The following is a 14794-nucleotide window of genomic DNA, read 5'->3' on the forward strand; positions in this document are numbered from 1 at the left end:
CCGGGGTGCGGTACCCCGGCCGTGTCCGTCAGCGCGTGAAGCTGCGCACCTCAACACCGGCGTCGTCCAGGGCCTCGCGCACGGACCGGGCGATCTCGACGGCGCCGGGTGTATCTCCGTGCACGCACACGCTCTCGGCGTCCACGGACACATCCGTGCCGTCCACCGCGGTGACTTTTCCTTCGGTCACCATTCGCACCACGCGGGCCGCGATCTCCTGGGCGTCGTGAATCACGGCGCCCGGTTCCCGGCGCGAAACCAGCGCGCCTTCCGGCGTGTAACCCCGATCCGCGAAGATTTCGGGGACGGGACGCAGACCCGCACGGGTTGCCGCCTCGGCGATTTCGGAATTCGGGAGCACCAGGATGGGCAGGGTGGGATCGACGGTCGCGATGCCTTCCGCAACTGCAGCCGCCTGCGCCGGGTCCTTGGCGATCCTGTTGTACAACGCGCCGTGCGGCTTGACGTAGGAAACCCGCGTGCCCGATGCCAGCGCCAAGGCCTGGAGCGCCCCGATCTGGTAGATCACGGCGTTGACGAGCTCGTCGTGTGCCATGTCCATGACGCGGCGTCCGAAGCCTTGAAGGTCGGGGTAGGCGACGTGCGCGCCCACGGCCACGCCGTTGTCGGCGGCGGAGCGGCACGTGGCCCGGGCGACGTCGGGGTCGCCCGCGTGGAAGCCGCAGGCCACGTTGAGCGAGGACACGATGCCGGCCATCGCCGCGTCGTCGCCCATGGTCCAGGAGCCGAAGGACTCGCCGGAATCCGAATTCATATCGATGTGCATTATTCCTCCACTGAAAAATTGGTATAGGACGACGACGCCCCGGCCGCACCCACCACGCGGGCCGCCTCCCGGGAGGCGATGCGAGCGCAACGGGCCAGGACATCGAGGGGCAAGGCGTTCTCGGGCTCGACGTCGTCGGTCAGCTTCGCGACCAGAGCCGCGAAAACTCCCACGTAAGCGTCACCCGCCCCGGTGGTATCCACGACCTTCTCGGCGCGGGTCGCCTCGATGTGCTGAGGTTGGGGCGCATGCCGCGTGGCGATGGCGGAGCCTTCGCTGCCGAGCGTCACGACGGCCGCCGGGGCGAGCTCCGTGAGCGTGGCTGCAGGAGAACGCCGGTCGGGAAGAGCATGCCGCCGGATCACTGCCTGCGCTTCGGACTCGTTCACCACGAGAACGTCCGTCGAGGAGAGGCACTCCGCGGAAACGTCGGCCGCCGGCGCCAAGTTGAGGATGAACCGTGCGGACGTTTCGGAAACGGTGCGCGCCAGTTGCTCGAGGGTTTCCACGGGAATTTCGCCTTGCGCGACCACCACACGGGATCCTCCGAAGCCCTCCGAACCCGCGCGGCGCACGAGTTCCGGGGAAACGCTCCGATTGGCGGCGGGCACGATTGCGATGGTGTTCTCCCCGTGAGCATCCACGGTGATGTGGGCTGTCCCCGAGTCTCCGGGAACTGTGCTCATGGCATCCGTCGCGACGCCGTAGACCCGCAGCTCCTCGAGGAGGCGGTGACCGGCGTCGTCGTCCCCCACACAACCGAGGAAGGCGGTGGCGGTTCCGGTCAATGCCGACGCGACCGCCTGATTGGCGCCTTTCCCGCCGAGCCCGTACGTCACGGACTCACCGACCAGGGTCTCGCCGGGCGCGGGGAAGCGATCCACCGTGACGGTCACATCGCGGCTCACGGAACCGACCACGAAGACTTGGGGCTTTACCAAATGCGCACCCGTTCCTCAGGGGCAAGCCACATGTCGTCGCCAGGCTGCACGCCGAAGGCTTCGTGGTATTCGTCCACGTTGCGCACCGTCCCGTTACAGCGGAACTCCGAGGGGGAATGCGGGTCGATCGAGAGCAACATCTTTGCGGTCTGCGTCCGGGCCTTCGAGCGCCAAATCTGCGCGTAGGCCAGGATCAACCGCTGGGTCGCGCTGACACCGTCGACCTTGGGCGCTTCCTCCAGGCTCGTTCCGGCCTTGTCCAAGGCCTTGCGGTACGCCTTGATCGCGATGGTCAATCCGCCCAAATCGCCGATGTTTTCGCCCAAGGTCAGTTCGCCGTTGACGCGGTCCTCGGCCGGGTCGAGGCCCTCCGGGGTGTACTCGGAATACTGGCTGACCAGGGAGGACGTGCGCTTCTCGAACTCGCGGAGATCGGCTTCGGTCCACCAGTCGTTGAGGTTGCCGTCGCCGTCGTATTTGGCGCCCTGATCGTCGAATCCGTGGCCGATCTCGTGCCCGATCACCGAGCCAATGCCACCGTAATTTGCGGCGTCTTCGGCCTCCATGGAGAAGAACGGGGGCTGGAGGATCGCGGCAGGGAAAACGATCTCGTTCATCACCGGGTTGAAATATGCGTTCACGGTCTGCGGGGTCATGTGCCACTCGTGGACGTTGATCGGCTGGCCGAGCTTGCCGAGTTCGTAGTCGTGTTCAAAACGGTTGCCCGCCTTGACGTTCTCGACCACGTTCTCGCCGATGATGAGCGACGAGTAGTCGCGCCACTCGTCGGGATACCCGATCTTGGGCGTGAACTTGCCGAGTTTTTCCAGGGCGCGCTCGCGGGTCTCGGGGGTCATCCACTCCAGCGAAGAGATCGATTCCCGGTAGGCCTCGATGAGGTTCCCCACGAGCTCCTGCATACGAGCCTTGTGTTCCGGCGGGAAGTGGCGCGCCACGTACTCCTTGCCGACTTCCTCACCCAGCAGCGATTCCACGAGCCCGACGCCGCGCTTCCAGCGGTCCCGCATTTCCTCGGTGCCCATGAGTCGCTTGGAGTAGAACTCAAAGTTTTCCCGCACGGCCGCCGAGTGCAAGAATGCGGCGCGTGAATGGGCGATGTGCCAGGCCAGCCACAGGACCCACCGTTCCATCGGCTCGGAGGCCCACATGTCAGCAAATCCGCGAAGATATGAAGGCTGGGCGACGACGACGCGTTCGAAAGTCTCCCGACTACCACCCAACGCTTCGATCCACCGCTCCCACGGGAACCCGGGGAAATCCGTGCTCAGGGTGTCGGGGGAGTACGGGTTGTAGGTCTTATGGGCGTCGCGGCAGGCGACTTTGTCCCAGTGGTGTTCGGCCAGCCGGGTCTCGAGGTCGAAGATCGTTTGCGCTGCGTCTTCCGGGCTGGTCCCGAAGCGTTCGGCGACGCCGGTGATCTTGAGCATCGAGGCGATGTGCTCTCGGTAGGCTTCGCGAATTTCGGCGTACTTTTCCTCGCGGTAGTACTCTTCGTCGGGCAGACCCAGGCCGGACTGGGCGAGATAAGGAACGTACTGCGTTGCCTTCTTCGCGTCGTTATTGACGTACACGCCCACGGGGCTCCCGACGCCGCTCGCGTCGAGCGCCGCCATGACGATCACCAGACCGTCTTTGTCCTGGGCCGTCTGCAATAGCTCAAGGTCCGGGTCCAAGGGGCGGTTGCCGGCTTTTTCGATGGCCTCTTCGTCCATGAAGGAGTTGTAAAGGGCGCCCACCTTGGATTCGGGGTCTGCCTCGCCGGCGGCTGTGATGATGTCACGGATTTGTTCTTCCGAACGATCGCGCAGGGCGTAGAATGCGCCGTCGATTCCCCGGTCGGAGGGGATGTCGTGCTGAGCGATCCAGGCGCCGTTGGCGTATCGGTACAGGTCTGCCTTGGGATCCACGGTGGTGTCCATGCCCGCAGTGTCCAGGCCGCGTTCCGCCGGAGCGGTGTGCTGATCAGAAGCGTTCGAAGTCATGTGCCCCAGCCTACCGATCCCTACATGACGCCGACTGAAGAATTACTAAGGTCACCCTGACCCCGAAGGGCTCAGCTCGATAGACTGGTGGACATTGCCATAGTGCTTACCCCTCCGGAAGAGGGCCGGGAACGAAGCCCGGAATCCGTGACGAAAGGACCCCGCCGTGACTCAAGCCCCCGAACGTCCGTTGCGCGTTGCCGTGATTGGATCGGGCCCCGCAGGCGTGTACGCCTCGGATCTGCTCTCCAAGTCCGACGCCGTTGCAGAGGGAAATCTCGAGGTCAGCATCGATATTTTCGACCGCTACCCCGCGCCGTTCGGTCTGATTCGGTACGGCGTGGCGCCCGACCACCCGCGCATCAAGGGCATCATCACCTCGTTGCACAAGATCATGGAGAACCCGGCCATTCGCTTCTTCGGCAACGTCGAATACGGCACGGATATCACTCTGGCCGAGCTCCGGGAGCACTATGATGCCGTCATCTTTGCGACCGGTGCCTACTATGATGCCTCCCTGCACATTCCCGGCGTCGAGCTAGAGGGCTCCTACGGCGCTGCGGACTTTGTGGCGTGGTACGACGGCCATCCGGACGTGTCCCGCGAGTGGCCGCTCGAGGCCCGCGAGATCGCCGTGCTGGGTAACGGCAACGTGGCCCTCGACGTCGCGCGCGTACTGTCCAAGCACGCCGACGACCTCCTCGTGACCGAGATTCCGGAGAATGTGTACGAGGGTTTCAAGAAGTCGCCCGTGACCGACGTCCACATTTTTGGTCGACGCGGCCCCGCGCAGATGAAATTCACCCCTCTGGAGTTGCGTGAACTCGCGAAGTCCCGCGACGTCGACATCGTCCTGTACGACGAAGACTTCGAATTCGACGAGGCCTCCCGTGCGGCGGTCGAATCGAATAACCAGATCAAGGCCATGGTGAAAACCTTGGACAAATGGCGCGAGGAGCAGCGAGAGAATCCGGGTACGGCCTCGCGGCGTCTGCACCTCCACTTCTTGCAGTCTCCGGCGGAGATCGTGGGGGATGAGAACGGTAAAGTTCGTGCGATTCGCATGGAACGCAACGAGCTCGACGGCGCCGGCGGCATCCGCCCCACCGGGGAAACCCTCGAATACGAGGTTCAGGCCGTGTACCGGGCGATCGGCTACTTCGGTTCCGAGTTGCCGGAGGTCGGCTACGACAAGCTGCGCGGCGTCATCCCTAATGCGGAGGGCCGCGTGCTGGACGAGACCGAGAAGGCCATTCCTGGTCTATACGCAACCGGCTGGATCAAGCGCGGTCCCGTCGGCCTGATCGGCTCCACGAAGTCCGACGCCCTGGAAACGATCACTCACCTCATCGAGGATCACGAGTTCACGGCGAGCGAGGCCGAGCCGGAGAGCGTGCCGGAATTCCTCGAAGGCAAGGGCATCGAGTTCACCACGTGGGAAGGCTGGCACGCCCTGGATGAGCACGAGCGTTCGCTGGGTGCCGCAGCTACCGACGCCGCCGGTCAGCCGCGTAAGCGCGTCAAGGTGGTTCCGCGTGAGGACATGGTGAAGATTTCCCGCCAAAAGTAACCGTGCGCGCCGTCGTATCGATGGAATGACCGCCCCTCGGCACTCGCTGAGGGGCGGTCATTCATATCTGAATTCTTTGCTTTTGACCCCTCCACAACGTGATTTGCGTCCTAGAATAGGAAGAGGAACTACCCAAGGAGGGGCGCCATGTCAGAGACCAAAGGCTTCAATCCCGAAACAACTTTTGGTGCACGAGCACTTGCGGAAAGCGCTGAATCATCGAATCTGAGTGAAATCCACGGCGAGATCATCGTGGGGATCGACGGTTCTGATCAGAGCTATGGTGCCCTGACGTGGGCGGTCTCTGAGGCTAAACGACGCAAGGTCCCCGTCCGCTTAGTCACCGCGTACTCGCTTCCCGTTTTTACCGGCACGGGTTTCGACGCCGGATATTCGATGGTTGACGACAAAGCTCTGGAAGACGGCGTCCGCCAGATCCTCGACGAGGGCTATCGTCGCGTCGAAAATGAAGGCGTGGAATTGCGCGCGACCGTAGAAACCGGCGATGCGTCAGGAATCTTAATCGAACTATCCAAGCGCGCCGAGCTCATTGTGGTGGGGTCGCGGTCGGCCCGTGGATTCCTGGGGCGGCTTCTGGGGACCGTTTCGACGGCCCTCCCGGCGAAGTCCCGGTGCCCCGTCGTCGTCGTTCCCCTGAACTGGGCCAAGCGCCACGCGGAGGACGCCACGATCCTCACGCCATCGCACGGCGTGGCTGTTGGTTCCGATGGTTCGGACCAGGCCCGCATCGCTATCCTCAAGGCCGCCGAACAGGCCGAGCTCATGGGTGTTAACCTCACTCTGGTCAATGCATTGGCTCCGTTTACGGGGGCCGTGAACTGGGTTCCGGCGGCCGTGGACTTCGAGGCGATGTACCGCGAAGTCGAGCAATTGCAGGAGTCGGCCAAGAAATGGGTGAAGGGCTACTACCCGGATCTTGAGGTGACGGCGGAACTTGTCGACGGATCGCCGGTGAAGGTCTTGATCGACGCCGGCGAGGAAGCCGACATGATCGTCGTCGGCACCCGTGGTCGTGGCGGGCTGACCGGCATGATCCTGGGCTCCACCTCGCAGGGTGTGCTGCACGCGGCGGACAATCCGGTGATGATTGTTCCGGATCTCGACGACGACCGTATCGAGACTGCTCCCGAAGCGGGCGTGGTCTGGGGCTAGAGGCCCACGTGATCCCCCGGGGTGCCGTGCATCTCGGGGGTTCCGCTCGCTGTTTTGTGATTCGCGACGCTTTCGGCGGATTCGATTTGTACTTTCACGCTGGAGCCGATTATGCTTATGGAGGTCCAAGCAAGGAAAGCTTCCCGAGCTGGCCTAAGCCCCCATCGTCTAGCGGCCTAGGACACCGCCCTTTCACGGCGGCGGCACGGGTTCGAATCCCGTTGGGGGTACTGCAAGTCTTCGGATTTGCTCACCACATGTGGTTCCAATAAGATTGATTCTCGTTGGAAAAACACCAAGGCCCTGTAGCGCAGTTGGTTAGCGCGCCGCCCTGTCACGGCGGAGGTCGCGGGTTCAAGTCCCGTCAGGGTCGCTCAGGCGGCGTATTTCTTCTGAAGAAATTCAGGTGAAGACGCCGTCGTGGCATATCTGAGAAGAAATGCCTGGCTCTGTAGCTCAGTTGGTAGAGCGTACGACTGAAAATCGTAAGGTCACCGGATCGACGCCGGTCGGAGCCACTGAAAACCGCCCCGTAGGCTTCTATGCGGGGCGGTTTTCTTTTTAACCGGTGTGGGGTCTGGACTTTCTCGATCAGTGCAGCCGGCCCTGCAATTTCCGCCGGCGACAACATTTCACGGGCTCGAAACCTTGAAGTAGATTCACGCACGACATTCGGCCGCGGCAGAGACCTACCATCGTCGGGACAGGTGCTCGCCAAAATGCCCGCCGGAACAGGGGATACCCATGAATTTAGACCATTACGACAGCGCTCGAACGCGGAAATTTCAGCGAAAAGTGACGTTGCTTTCGGCCGGTGGGGTCTTTTTGGATGGCTTTGATTTGACCATCATTGCCGTCGCTATGCCGATGATCGCCGGCGAATGGGGCTTGGGTGCGGCGGAAAAATCGATTTTGACCAGTAGCGCCATTATTGGCTCATTCATTGGTGCGGTATCGCTGGGAAACCTCACGGACCGCTTTGGTCGCAAGGCGATGTACATCATCGATCTTTTGGCATTCGTCCTCTTTGCCGTTCTGACGGCTTTTGCGCCAGACCTCTGGTGGCTGGTGATTTTCCGGTTCCTTTTGGGAATCGGTATCGGAGCTGACTACCCGATTTCTGCGACCCTTGTTTCGGAATTCGCGTCGAAGAAGGGCCGCGGCAGGCTGTCGACGTCGTTGGGTGCGATGTGGTTTGCCGGGGCCGTTGTGGCCTATCTTGTGGGACTGCTGACTCTGCCCCTGGGCGACTTTGCCTGGAGGGCAATGCTCTTGGTGGGCGCCATCTTCGCCCTGATAGTTTTTGCCTTCCGAGTCACGCTTCCCGAGTCGCCTCGGTGGTTGGTGGCCCACGGCCGGCACCAAGAAGCTCGCGACGTCGTCGAGAAAATTACGGGGGTGCGTCCAAGCCGGGATGAGGTCCAGGCCGAAGCTGCTGAACCCGCCCAAGCTCCTGCTCAGGCGGCACGCCTCGTGAGCCTCTTCAAAGGCCGCCAGAGAAATCGGACGCTCTTCGTGTGCGGGTTCTGGTTTTGCTACGCCACGGCCTACTACGGAATTTCGATGTACACCCCAACGATTCTTGCGCCCTTTACCCAAGGGAATCACGTCGCCGTCATCGTGGGATCCGGGATTGTGGCGGTTTTGGGCCTTGTCGGCTCGGTCATCGGAATGAACCTGGTGGATTCGTGGGGGAGGCGCCCGCTCATCATCACCTCCTTTGCCGGGCTGACAGCATCACTCGTGGTGTTGGCGATGACGGTCAATCCTCACCTGATTTTCTTGATTGTCCTGTTCAGCATCGCGGTTCTCTTCTCCAATTCTGGCGGCGGCATTCTGAACTTCGTGTACCCGACGGAGCTCTTCCCGACCGAGTTGCGGGCCACGGGGTCCGGACTGGCGACGTCGGTGAGCCGCATTGGCTCGATCTTGGGTGTCATTGCGTTCCCGAATATGGTCGCGGCGTGGGGAAACAACGTGGCCTTGTGGGTCTTTGCCGCCGTGGGCCTCTCGGGATTGTTGATTTGTGTTTTCATGGCACCCGAAACGAAGAACCGTAGCTTGGAAGAGATCAACGCATAACGAAGCCGTGAGCCGTCAGGAGATCGGTAGTCTGTGACCCATGGATGGTGTTGTAACAGGGGAGATCCGCCCCGAAACTCCGGTTGATGTTCCAGCAATTGGCCGAGTTCTTGAGGCGGCCTTTGAAACCTCTGAAGAGGCTGAGCTGGTTAAGGCGTTGCGACGGGATCCAGCGTGGATCCAAGGGCTATCTTTCGTTGCGACCGATTCCGATGGATCGGTGATTGGATATGCCTTGCTGACCCGCTGTCATGTGGGTGAACAACCCGCATTATGTTTGGCGCCGTGTGCCGTCGTGCCGGAATATCAGCGGTCCGGCGTTGGAACGGCCGTGATCGGAGCCGCGCTGGAAAGTGCTCGACAACAGGGTGAGGGCACGGTCGTCGTATTGGGCCACCAAGGCTATTACCCGCGGTTCGGGTTCGTCCCGGCGTCGGACTACGGCATTGACCTGAGCATCGATGTCCCTGACGGGGCCTTGATGGTGCTCTCGCTTGATGGCGGCCAGGTACCGAGTGGACGGGTGCGTTATGCGGAGCCCTTCGGGATCTAGGTCTCCGACTCTCGGTGTAGAACGACAACGCCGTTCGGTCCTTCTCGCGAGGTGACGACAAAACACCAGGTGTGAGGAGAGTATGTTCCTCACGCCCGGTGATGAGCCGTCAATCGTGCTGGAAGGATTTGAGGAAGGCCTCGCCGTCGTTGGAGAGTTGTACCCGGTTGGGGTCGAGCGGGTACGGCTCCACGGGCAATTGCCTGAATTCCATGCGGTCGAGGCCGGCCTGCGAGAAAGATTTGAGCACTGCGGCGAGTTCTTTCTGATCTTTGAGACCGCTGTCCACGGTGATGGAAGAGGACGCCTTGTTCAAAAGGTCGAACATCTTCGTGGGATTGCTCAGGACGTTGTCCTTTTTGACTTTGTCCAGGATGGCGGCCATCACCTGCTGCTGGTGTTTGATCCTGGCGAGGTCGCTGCCGTCGCCGATGGCGTGGCGGGTGCGGGCCATGGCCAAAGCGTCTTTACCGTGTAGGGTCTGGCATCCGGCGGGTAGGTTCAGGTTGGCGTCTGGATCATGAAGGGCCTCCGGGAGGCACATGGTGATCCCGTCGAGAGCATCAATGACCGACATGAAGCCCCCGAAGCTGACGTCTACGGAGTGGTCGAGTGGAATGCCCGTGAGATCCGTGACCGCTGAGACGAGCTGTGAATCCCCTTCATCGAGAAATGAATTGATCTGGACCGGCTGTTGGGGGTCGGACGCATATTCTTTGGAATTCTTGGGCGGCTTCACCATGGTGTCGCGGGGGATTTGGATGCCGGTGGCCTGGGTGTGGGTGGAATTGAGGTGAAGGATCATGAGCGAATCGCTGCGGCGCCCTTCGGCTTCTCCGGCGTTGATTGATCCGTCTCGCCCGTCAGAGCCAATCACCAAGATATTGAGCGGCCCGTCGTGGTTGGAATTCGACGCGAGCCCGCTGACTTCGGTGGTGTGCAGATTGTTCGCCAAGTGATTCGTGGCAATGAATCCAAGAGTTGCCGCTACAGCGACGGCGCATAGCGTGGCACCTGCCGCAATGCGCGGACCTTTCCGTTTGTACCAGGGGCGTTTGGGCTGGCTGGTTGCCATCTGAGCCTCGGTGTGAGGGCCGAGCTGATGATTCCGTCGCGTGTACGTCATGGGTTCCTAGGGGGTGTGAGGAAACGGTGGGGCATCCCTCCTGGGATGTAGAAGTACATCAATTTTGAGGTATTTTTTTGTGAAAAACCCGGGGGTGGCCTGAAATTCGCCCCCGAGTCACCCCGTCCACGACGACGGCCTACTTAATCTCGACCACCACAGGCAGATGGTCCGAGGCACCCTTGCCCTTGCGTTCTTCGCGATCGTATTCGGCGCCGGTCACCCGTTCGGCCAGTGCCGGCGAGTACAGCTGGAAGTCGATCCGCATCCCCTCGTTTTTGGGGAAGCGCAGGGAGGTGTAATCCCAGTAGGTGTAGTCCTTCTCGCCCTGCGTATAGGGGCGGGCGACGTCGGTCAGGTTGGCGTCCTCCAGGAACGAGTAGAACGCGGCGCGTTCCGGTTCCGTCACGTGCGTCATGTTGTTTTTGCGGAAAAAGTCGATGTCCCAGACGTCGTCGTCTTGAGGTGCGACATTCCAGTCGCCCACGAGGGCCAGCTGCACTTGAGGGTCCTCCGCCAGCCACTTTTGCGTGTCTTCCCGGAGCACCTTGAGCCATTCAAGCTTGTACGCCATATGGGGGTCATCGATCCCGCGACCATTGGGGATGTACAGGCTCCACACCCGGACGCCGTCGCAGGTTGCCGCGATGGCGCGCGCCTCCTGGATCTCTTCCTTGCCGGGTTTCCCGAAAACCGGCTGGCCCGGAAAAGTGCGTTCGACGTCGTCGAGGCCCACTCGGGACGCGATGGCGACGCCGTTCCACTGATTCAGACCGAAATGCGCGACGTCATAACCGAGTCGTTCAAACATGGCGAAGGGGAAGTTCTCGTCCTTGGCTTTAGTCTCCTGGATGGCCAGCACATCGATGTTTGAACGGTCCAGCCAAGCCTCCACTCGGTCTGCTCGCGCGCGGATCGAGTTCACATTCCAGGTGGCAATTCTCATCGGTGGGTGCTTCCTTTGTGCTTGAGAGGTTTCGAGGTGAAAACGGCGTCTCCCTCATCCTGAGCGAGAAGACCCTCAGTCTCAAGAATTGAGTCTCTCGAAGGTGATTCGCCGTGTCACTCGCTCGCGAAAAACCACCCTCGGGTGTAGGTCACAATCCCGTCACATTCGGCACTCGGAGGCGCTTCCTACTGTCGAGTAAATTAGTTCCGCACCAAGATCTCGGTTCACCTCGTCCAGTCGTCCGAGTCCAACGGAACGCGCGAAGGGCTGACAATCATCCCGCGTGAGATCGCCGTGACCGTTACCCGGGGCCTCGCGTGGGAAGCGGCCACACCCTGGGGGAATCCGACGAATAATCGGGGTTTGATTTCTGTGGAGGTGAGCTCCGGAAGGTAAAAGCCCTTGGGGAATTCCCATGTGATGAGAGTTCCTTGGGTGGCGGACGAACGCTTCACCGAGGTGCCTATCGAATTATAAAGAGCCAATTCCGGGCCATCGTTTGAGACTGAACCCATTCCTGTGGCGATCATCGACACCGTGACGGCGGATTGCAACCGGCCCGGGCCGCTGGTGTCGGGGGCTACGCCAAATTTCAGGCTTATCCCCTGCGAGCGTGTGGCGGTGGAGTCATTGGCACCAAAGAGAATGCCAAAGAAGTTCGGCGACGCTGCAATTTCGGGCACATTTCTTGTCGCGACGATCACGGGATTGGACCAGGCAGATTGCGCCGCGGATGGTGGGCGACTATTCCATGAAGTGCTCATCATTCCTTCTGTGGCACGAGCCGATAGCAATTCATCTCTCCGACACCCGGCAATGGTGTCCAAGAGATGCCGCAGTGGACTGTACAGAATGGGATCACCAAGAACACCTGATACTCGTGAGTAACTTTTTGAGTTCTGAACGACCTCGCGGCGCAAGTGACCCTTTGGTCCATTGGTTGGGTTGCGCGCCCGTCGGCGACTAACGTGATGGGGGACACGCTGACGTCGTCGGGTGGGATGCCCGTGGCCAGCACGAGACTTCACGGAGGAATCACATGACTGACCAGCCCGGACCACAGCAGCCTGTACCTCCGGCGTCGCCATTTCGCGAGGATGTCCTCACGGGCCAGAACATCCTGGTGACAGGTGGTGGGAGTGGGCTCGGTCGAGGCGTGGCCCGGCACTTCGTTCAGCATGGCGCCACTGTGCATATCTGGGGACGGCGAGAAAGCGTTCTCCAGGAAGCGGCCGATGAACTCAACGGCGAGTCCGGGGCAGGTTCCGCGCACTACCAATCCGTAGACGTCCGCGACGCAGAGGCCGTCGACGCGGCGGTGGAGCAAATCTGGGAGCAGCACGGCCCTTTGACCGCGGCTATGAACAACGCCGCCGGAAACTTTATTGCCCAAACCAAAGATCTCAGCCCGCGTGGGTTCCAGGCCATCACGGACACCGTGATGAAGGGGTCATATAACGTGACCCACGCCGTCGGGCACCGGTGGATCGAGCAGGGGCTGCCCGGCAACATCCTCTCGACGCTGGTCAGCTGGGTTTATACCGGCTCGGCCTTTGTGGTTCCCTCCGCCATGGCCAAATCGGCCGTCCATGCCATGACCATGTCCCTCGCCGTGGAGTGGGCCAAGTATGGAATTCGCCTCAACGCCATCGCGCCTGGCCCCATCCCCACGGAATTCACCTCCGTGGTGCTGGGCTCGAATCGAGGTGGCCAAGGGGCCATGACCGATATCGACGCTGTGCCCGCCCAGCGCGCTGGAACCGTCGAAGAAATGGGGAACCTGGCGACCTTCCTGATCTCTGGCGGGTGCGACTACATTACAGGGCAAACCATCACCATGGACGGCGGCCAAATGCTCGCCGGGCCATCGACCTTTTCCGCACTCTCGGACCTCGACGACGCCGACTGGGCCGAAATTGCGGCGAAGGGTAAGCAGGCCGCTGCGGAGTCGAAAAAGAACCGTACGACCTAGTCGGACTCGTGTGAAGGCTAGGTGTCGCGCGCATCTGGCATTGTCCCCGCAGGGTCGATAACCTGTGATCCGAGACACAGTTTTGGAGTTTCGGAATCTCAGAGAGGAGAACCGGCGCATGTCGAGCGAACAGGTCATGGAGCTGAAGCACTTCATCGGAGGGCAGGAGGTCGCGGGTCGATCGGGTCGCTTTGCCGATGTGTACGATCCGAGCACGGGTCAGGTTCAGGCGACGGTTCCTTTGGCCTCACGGGACGAGGTGGACGAGGTGGTCCGCAACGCTCGGGAAGCCCAAGTAGCCTGGGGCGCCACGAACGCGCAAAAGCGAGCCAGAGTTCTCGGCCGTTTCGTGAACCTGGCCAACGAGCACGCCGACGAGATCGCCGAGGCACTCTCGCGCGAACACGGGAAAACGGTTCCGGATTCTCACGGTGACCTTCAGCGCGGATTGGACGTCGTCGAATTCGCGATGGGTGCCCCACACCTACTCAAAGGGGAATTTAGCGACTCTGTGGGCACGGGAATCGACGTCTATTCGATGCGGCAACCGCTCGGTGTCGTCGCCGGGATCACCCCATTCAACTTTCCCGCGATGATCCCGCTGTGGAAGGCCGGACCGGCCATCGCGGCGGGAAACGCCTTTGTGCTCAAACCGTCCGAGCGCGATCCATCCGTGCCGCTGATCCTCGCTCGCCTCTGGAAGGAAGCGGGCCTGCCCGACGGCATCTTCAACGTCGTCAACGGCGACAAAGAAGCGGTGGACGCATTGATCGACCACGAGGACATTCGCGCCGTGGCTTTTGTGGGCTCCACCCCCATCGCGCAAAGCATTTATGAGCACGCGGCAAGCCGAGGCAAGCGTGCCCAGTGCTTCGGCGGCGCGAAGAACCACATGATCGTGATGCCCGACGCCGACCTCGATCAGGCTGCCGATGCCCTGATCGGCGCGGCCTATGGCTCCGCCGGAGAGCGTTGCATGGCCATTTCCGTGGCCGTTCCCGTGGGCGAAGAGACGGCGGACGCCTTGGTGGCCAAGGTGAAGGAGAAGGCCGAAAACCTCACCTTTGGTCCCTCCTTGGACGAATCGTCGGATTATGGCCCGCTCGTTTCCTCGGCCGCCAAAGAGCGTGTGGAAAGCATGATCGGCCGCGGCGTCGAGGAAGGTGCCGAGCTGGTGCTGGACGGTCGCGGTGCGTCGGTGGCCGGGCACGAGGAGGGCTTCTTTGTGGGCCCGACTCTCTTCGACCGCGTCACCCCCGACATGAACGTGTACCGCGAGGAAATCTTCGGACCCGTGCTGACCGTATTGCGCGCAGCGGATTTCGACGAGGCCTTGGAGCTGCCGACCCAACACGAATTCGGCAACGGCGTCTCGATCTTTACCCGCGACGGCGACACGGCGCGTGAATTCGCCCGCCGCGTGGAGGTCGGCATGGTGGGCGTCAACGTGCCGATCCCCGTGCCCATCGCCTATTACACCTTCGGCGGTTGGAAGGCCTCCGGATTCGGGGACCTCAACCAGCACGGCCCGGACGCCTTCCGCTTCTACACCAAAACCAAGACGGTGACCCAACGGTGGCCATCCGGCATCAAGGAAGGAGCGAGCTTCGTCATGCCCACCGGCAACTGACGCCGCCG

Annotated in this window: 12 protein-coding genes and 3 tRNA genes; 9 read left to right on the plus strand and 6 right to left on the minus strand. The window is 61.6% G+C overall.

The window, feature by feature from the left end; translation table 11 throughout:
• Positions 1–28 precede the first annotated feature (28 nt).
• From D8M21_RS05795 to D8M21_RS05805, 3 genes are read right to left on the minus strand one after another with little or no spacing between them, the layout of a single operon-like run.
• On the minus strand, positions 29–787 hold the full coding sequence (locus D8M21_RS05795; protein WP_048682092.1) for a LamB/YcsF family protein: 759 nt from the start codon (positions 785–787) through the stop codon (positions 29–31).
• Positions 787–1728, minus strand: coding sequence for a ribokinase (locus tag D8M21_RS05800; protein ID WP_065424296.1), 942 nt, complete (start codon positions 1726–1728; stop codon positions 787–789). The genes D8M21_RS05795 and D8M21_RS05800 overlap by 1 nt, the downstream gene beginning before the upstream one ends.
• The gene (locus D8M21_RS05805) at positions 1722–3731 is read right to left on the minus strand and encodes a M13 family metallopeptidase (RefSeq protein ID WP_048682087.1); all 2010 of its coding nucleotides are present in this window, start codon (positions 3729–3731) and stop codon (positions 1722–1724) included. The genes D8M21_RS05800 and D8M21_RS05805 overlap by 7 nt, the downstream gene beginning before the upstream one ends.
• A gap of 166 nt (positions 3732–3897) precedes the next feature.
• Between D8M21_RS05805 and D8M21_RS05810 the strand changes: the two genes are divergently transcribed.
• The 7 genes from D8M21_RS05810 to D8M21_RS05840 all read left to right on the plus strand — a co-directional run bounded on the left by D8M21_RS05810 (position 3898) and on the right by D8M21_RS05840 (position 9109).
• Entirely contained in the window at positions 3898–5301 is a 1404-nt protein-coding gene (locus D8M21_RS05810) for an FAD-dependent oxidoreductase (protein WP_048682083.1), read from the plus strand.
• A 147-nt stretch (positions 5302–5448) separates the two neighbouring features.
• The gene (locus D8M21_RS05815) at positions 5449–6474 is read left to right on the plus strand and encodes a universal stress protein (RefSeq protein ID WP_053090007.1); all 1026 of its coding nucleotides are present in this window, start codon (positions 5449–5451) and stop codon (positions 6472–6474) included.
• A gap of 157 nt (positions 6475–6631) precedes the next feature.
• Positions 6632–6704: transfer RNA gene (locus D8M21_RS05820), tRNA-Glu, on the plus strand.
• Positions 6705–6773: 69 nt separating this feature from the next.
• Positions 6774–6847, plus strand: a tRNA-Asp gene (locus D8M21_RS05825).
• A 72-nt stretch (positions 6848–6919) separates the two neighbouring features.
• Positions 6920–6992 (plus strand) — tRNA-Phe (locus tag D8M21_RS05830).
• A gap of 226 nt (positions 6993–7218) precedes the next feature.
• Complete coding sequence (locus D8M21_RS05835; RefSeq protein ID WP_048682080.1) at positions 7219–8556, plus strand: MFS transporter; 1338 nt, start codon at positions 7219–7221, stop codon at positions 8554–8556.
• Between the two features lie 40 nt (positions 8557–8596).
• The gene (locus D8M21_RS05840) at positions 8597–9109 is read left to right on the plus strand and encodes a GNAT family N-acetyltransferase (RefSeq protein WP_048682078.1); all 513 of its coding nucleotides are present in this window, start codon (positions 8597–8599) and stop codon (positions 9107–9109) included.
• Between the two features lie 109 nt (positions 9110–9218).
• Here D8M21_RS05840 and D8M21_RS05845 read toward each other — a convergent pair whose 3' ends face one another.
• The 3 genes from D8M21_RS05845 to D8M21_RS05855 all read right to left on the minus strand — a co-directional run bounded on the left by D8M21_RS05845 (position 9219) and on the right by D8M21_RS05855 (position 11948).
• A complete protein-coding gene (locus D8M21_RS05845; RefSeq protein ID WP_048682075.1) occupies positions 9219–10235 on the minus strand; it encodes an LCP family protein in 1017 nt (338 codons plus the stop codon).
• Positions 10236–10374: 139 nt separating this feature from the next.
• Positions 10375–11181: an exodeoxyribonuclease III gene (locus tag D8M21_RS05850; RefSeq protein WP_048682072.1), complete on the minus strand. Its 807-nt coding sequence runs from the start codon at positions 11179–11181 to the stop codon at positions 10375–10377.
• A gap of 227 nt (positions 11182–11408) precedes the next feature.
• The gene (locus D8M21_RS05855; protein ID WP_126855715.1) at positions 11409–11948 is read right to left on the minus strand and encodes a hypothetical protein; all 540 of its coding nucleotides are present in this window, start codon (positions 11946–11948) and stop codon (positions 11409–11411) included.
• 275 nt (positions 11949–12223) lie between these two features.
• On the opposite strand from D8M21_RS05855, the gene D8M21_RS05860 reads away from it, so the two are divergent.
• Positions 12224–13156: an SDR family oxidoreductase gene (locus D8M21_RS05860; protein WP_126855716.1), complete on the plus strand. Its 933-nt coding sequence runs from the start codon at positions 12224–12226 to the stop codon at positions 13154–13156.
• Positions 13157–13274: 118 nt separating this feature from the next.
• Complete coding sequence (locus D8M21_RS05865; protein WP_048682063.1) at positions 13275–14786, plus strand: CoA-acylating methylmalonate-semialdehyde dehydrogenase; 1512 nt, start codon at positions 13275–13277, stop codon at positions 14784–14786.
• Positions 14787–14794 lie beyond the last annotated feature (8 nt).

The sequence above is a fragment of the Kocuria sp. HSID16901 genome, from assembly GCF_003989425.1.
Classification (GTDB): domain Bacteria; phylum Actinomycetota; class Actinomycetes; order Actinomycetales; family Micrococcaceae; genus Rothia; species Rothia massiliensis.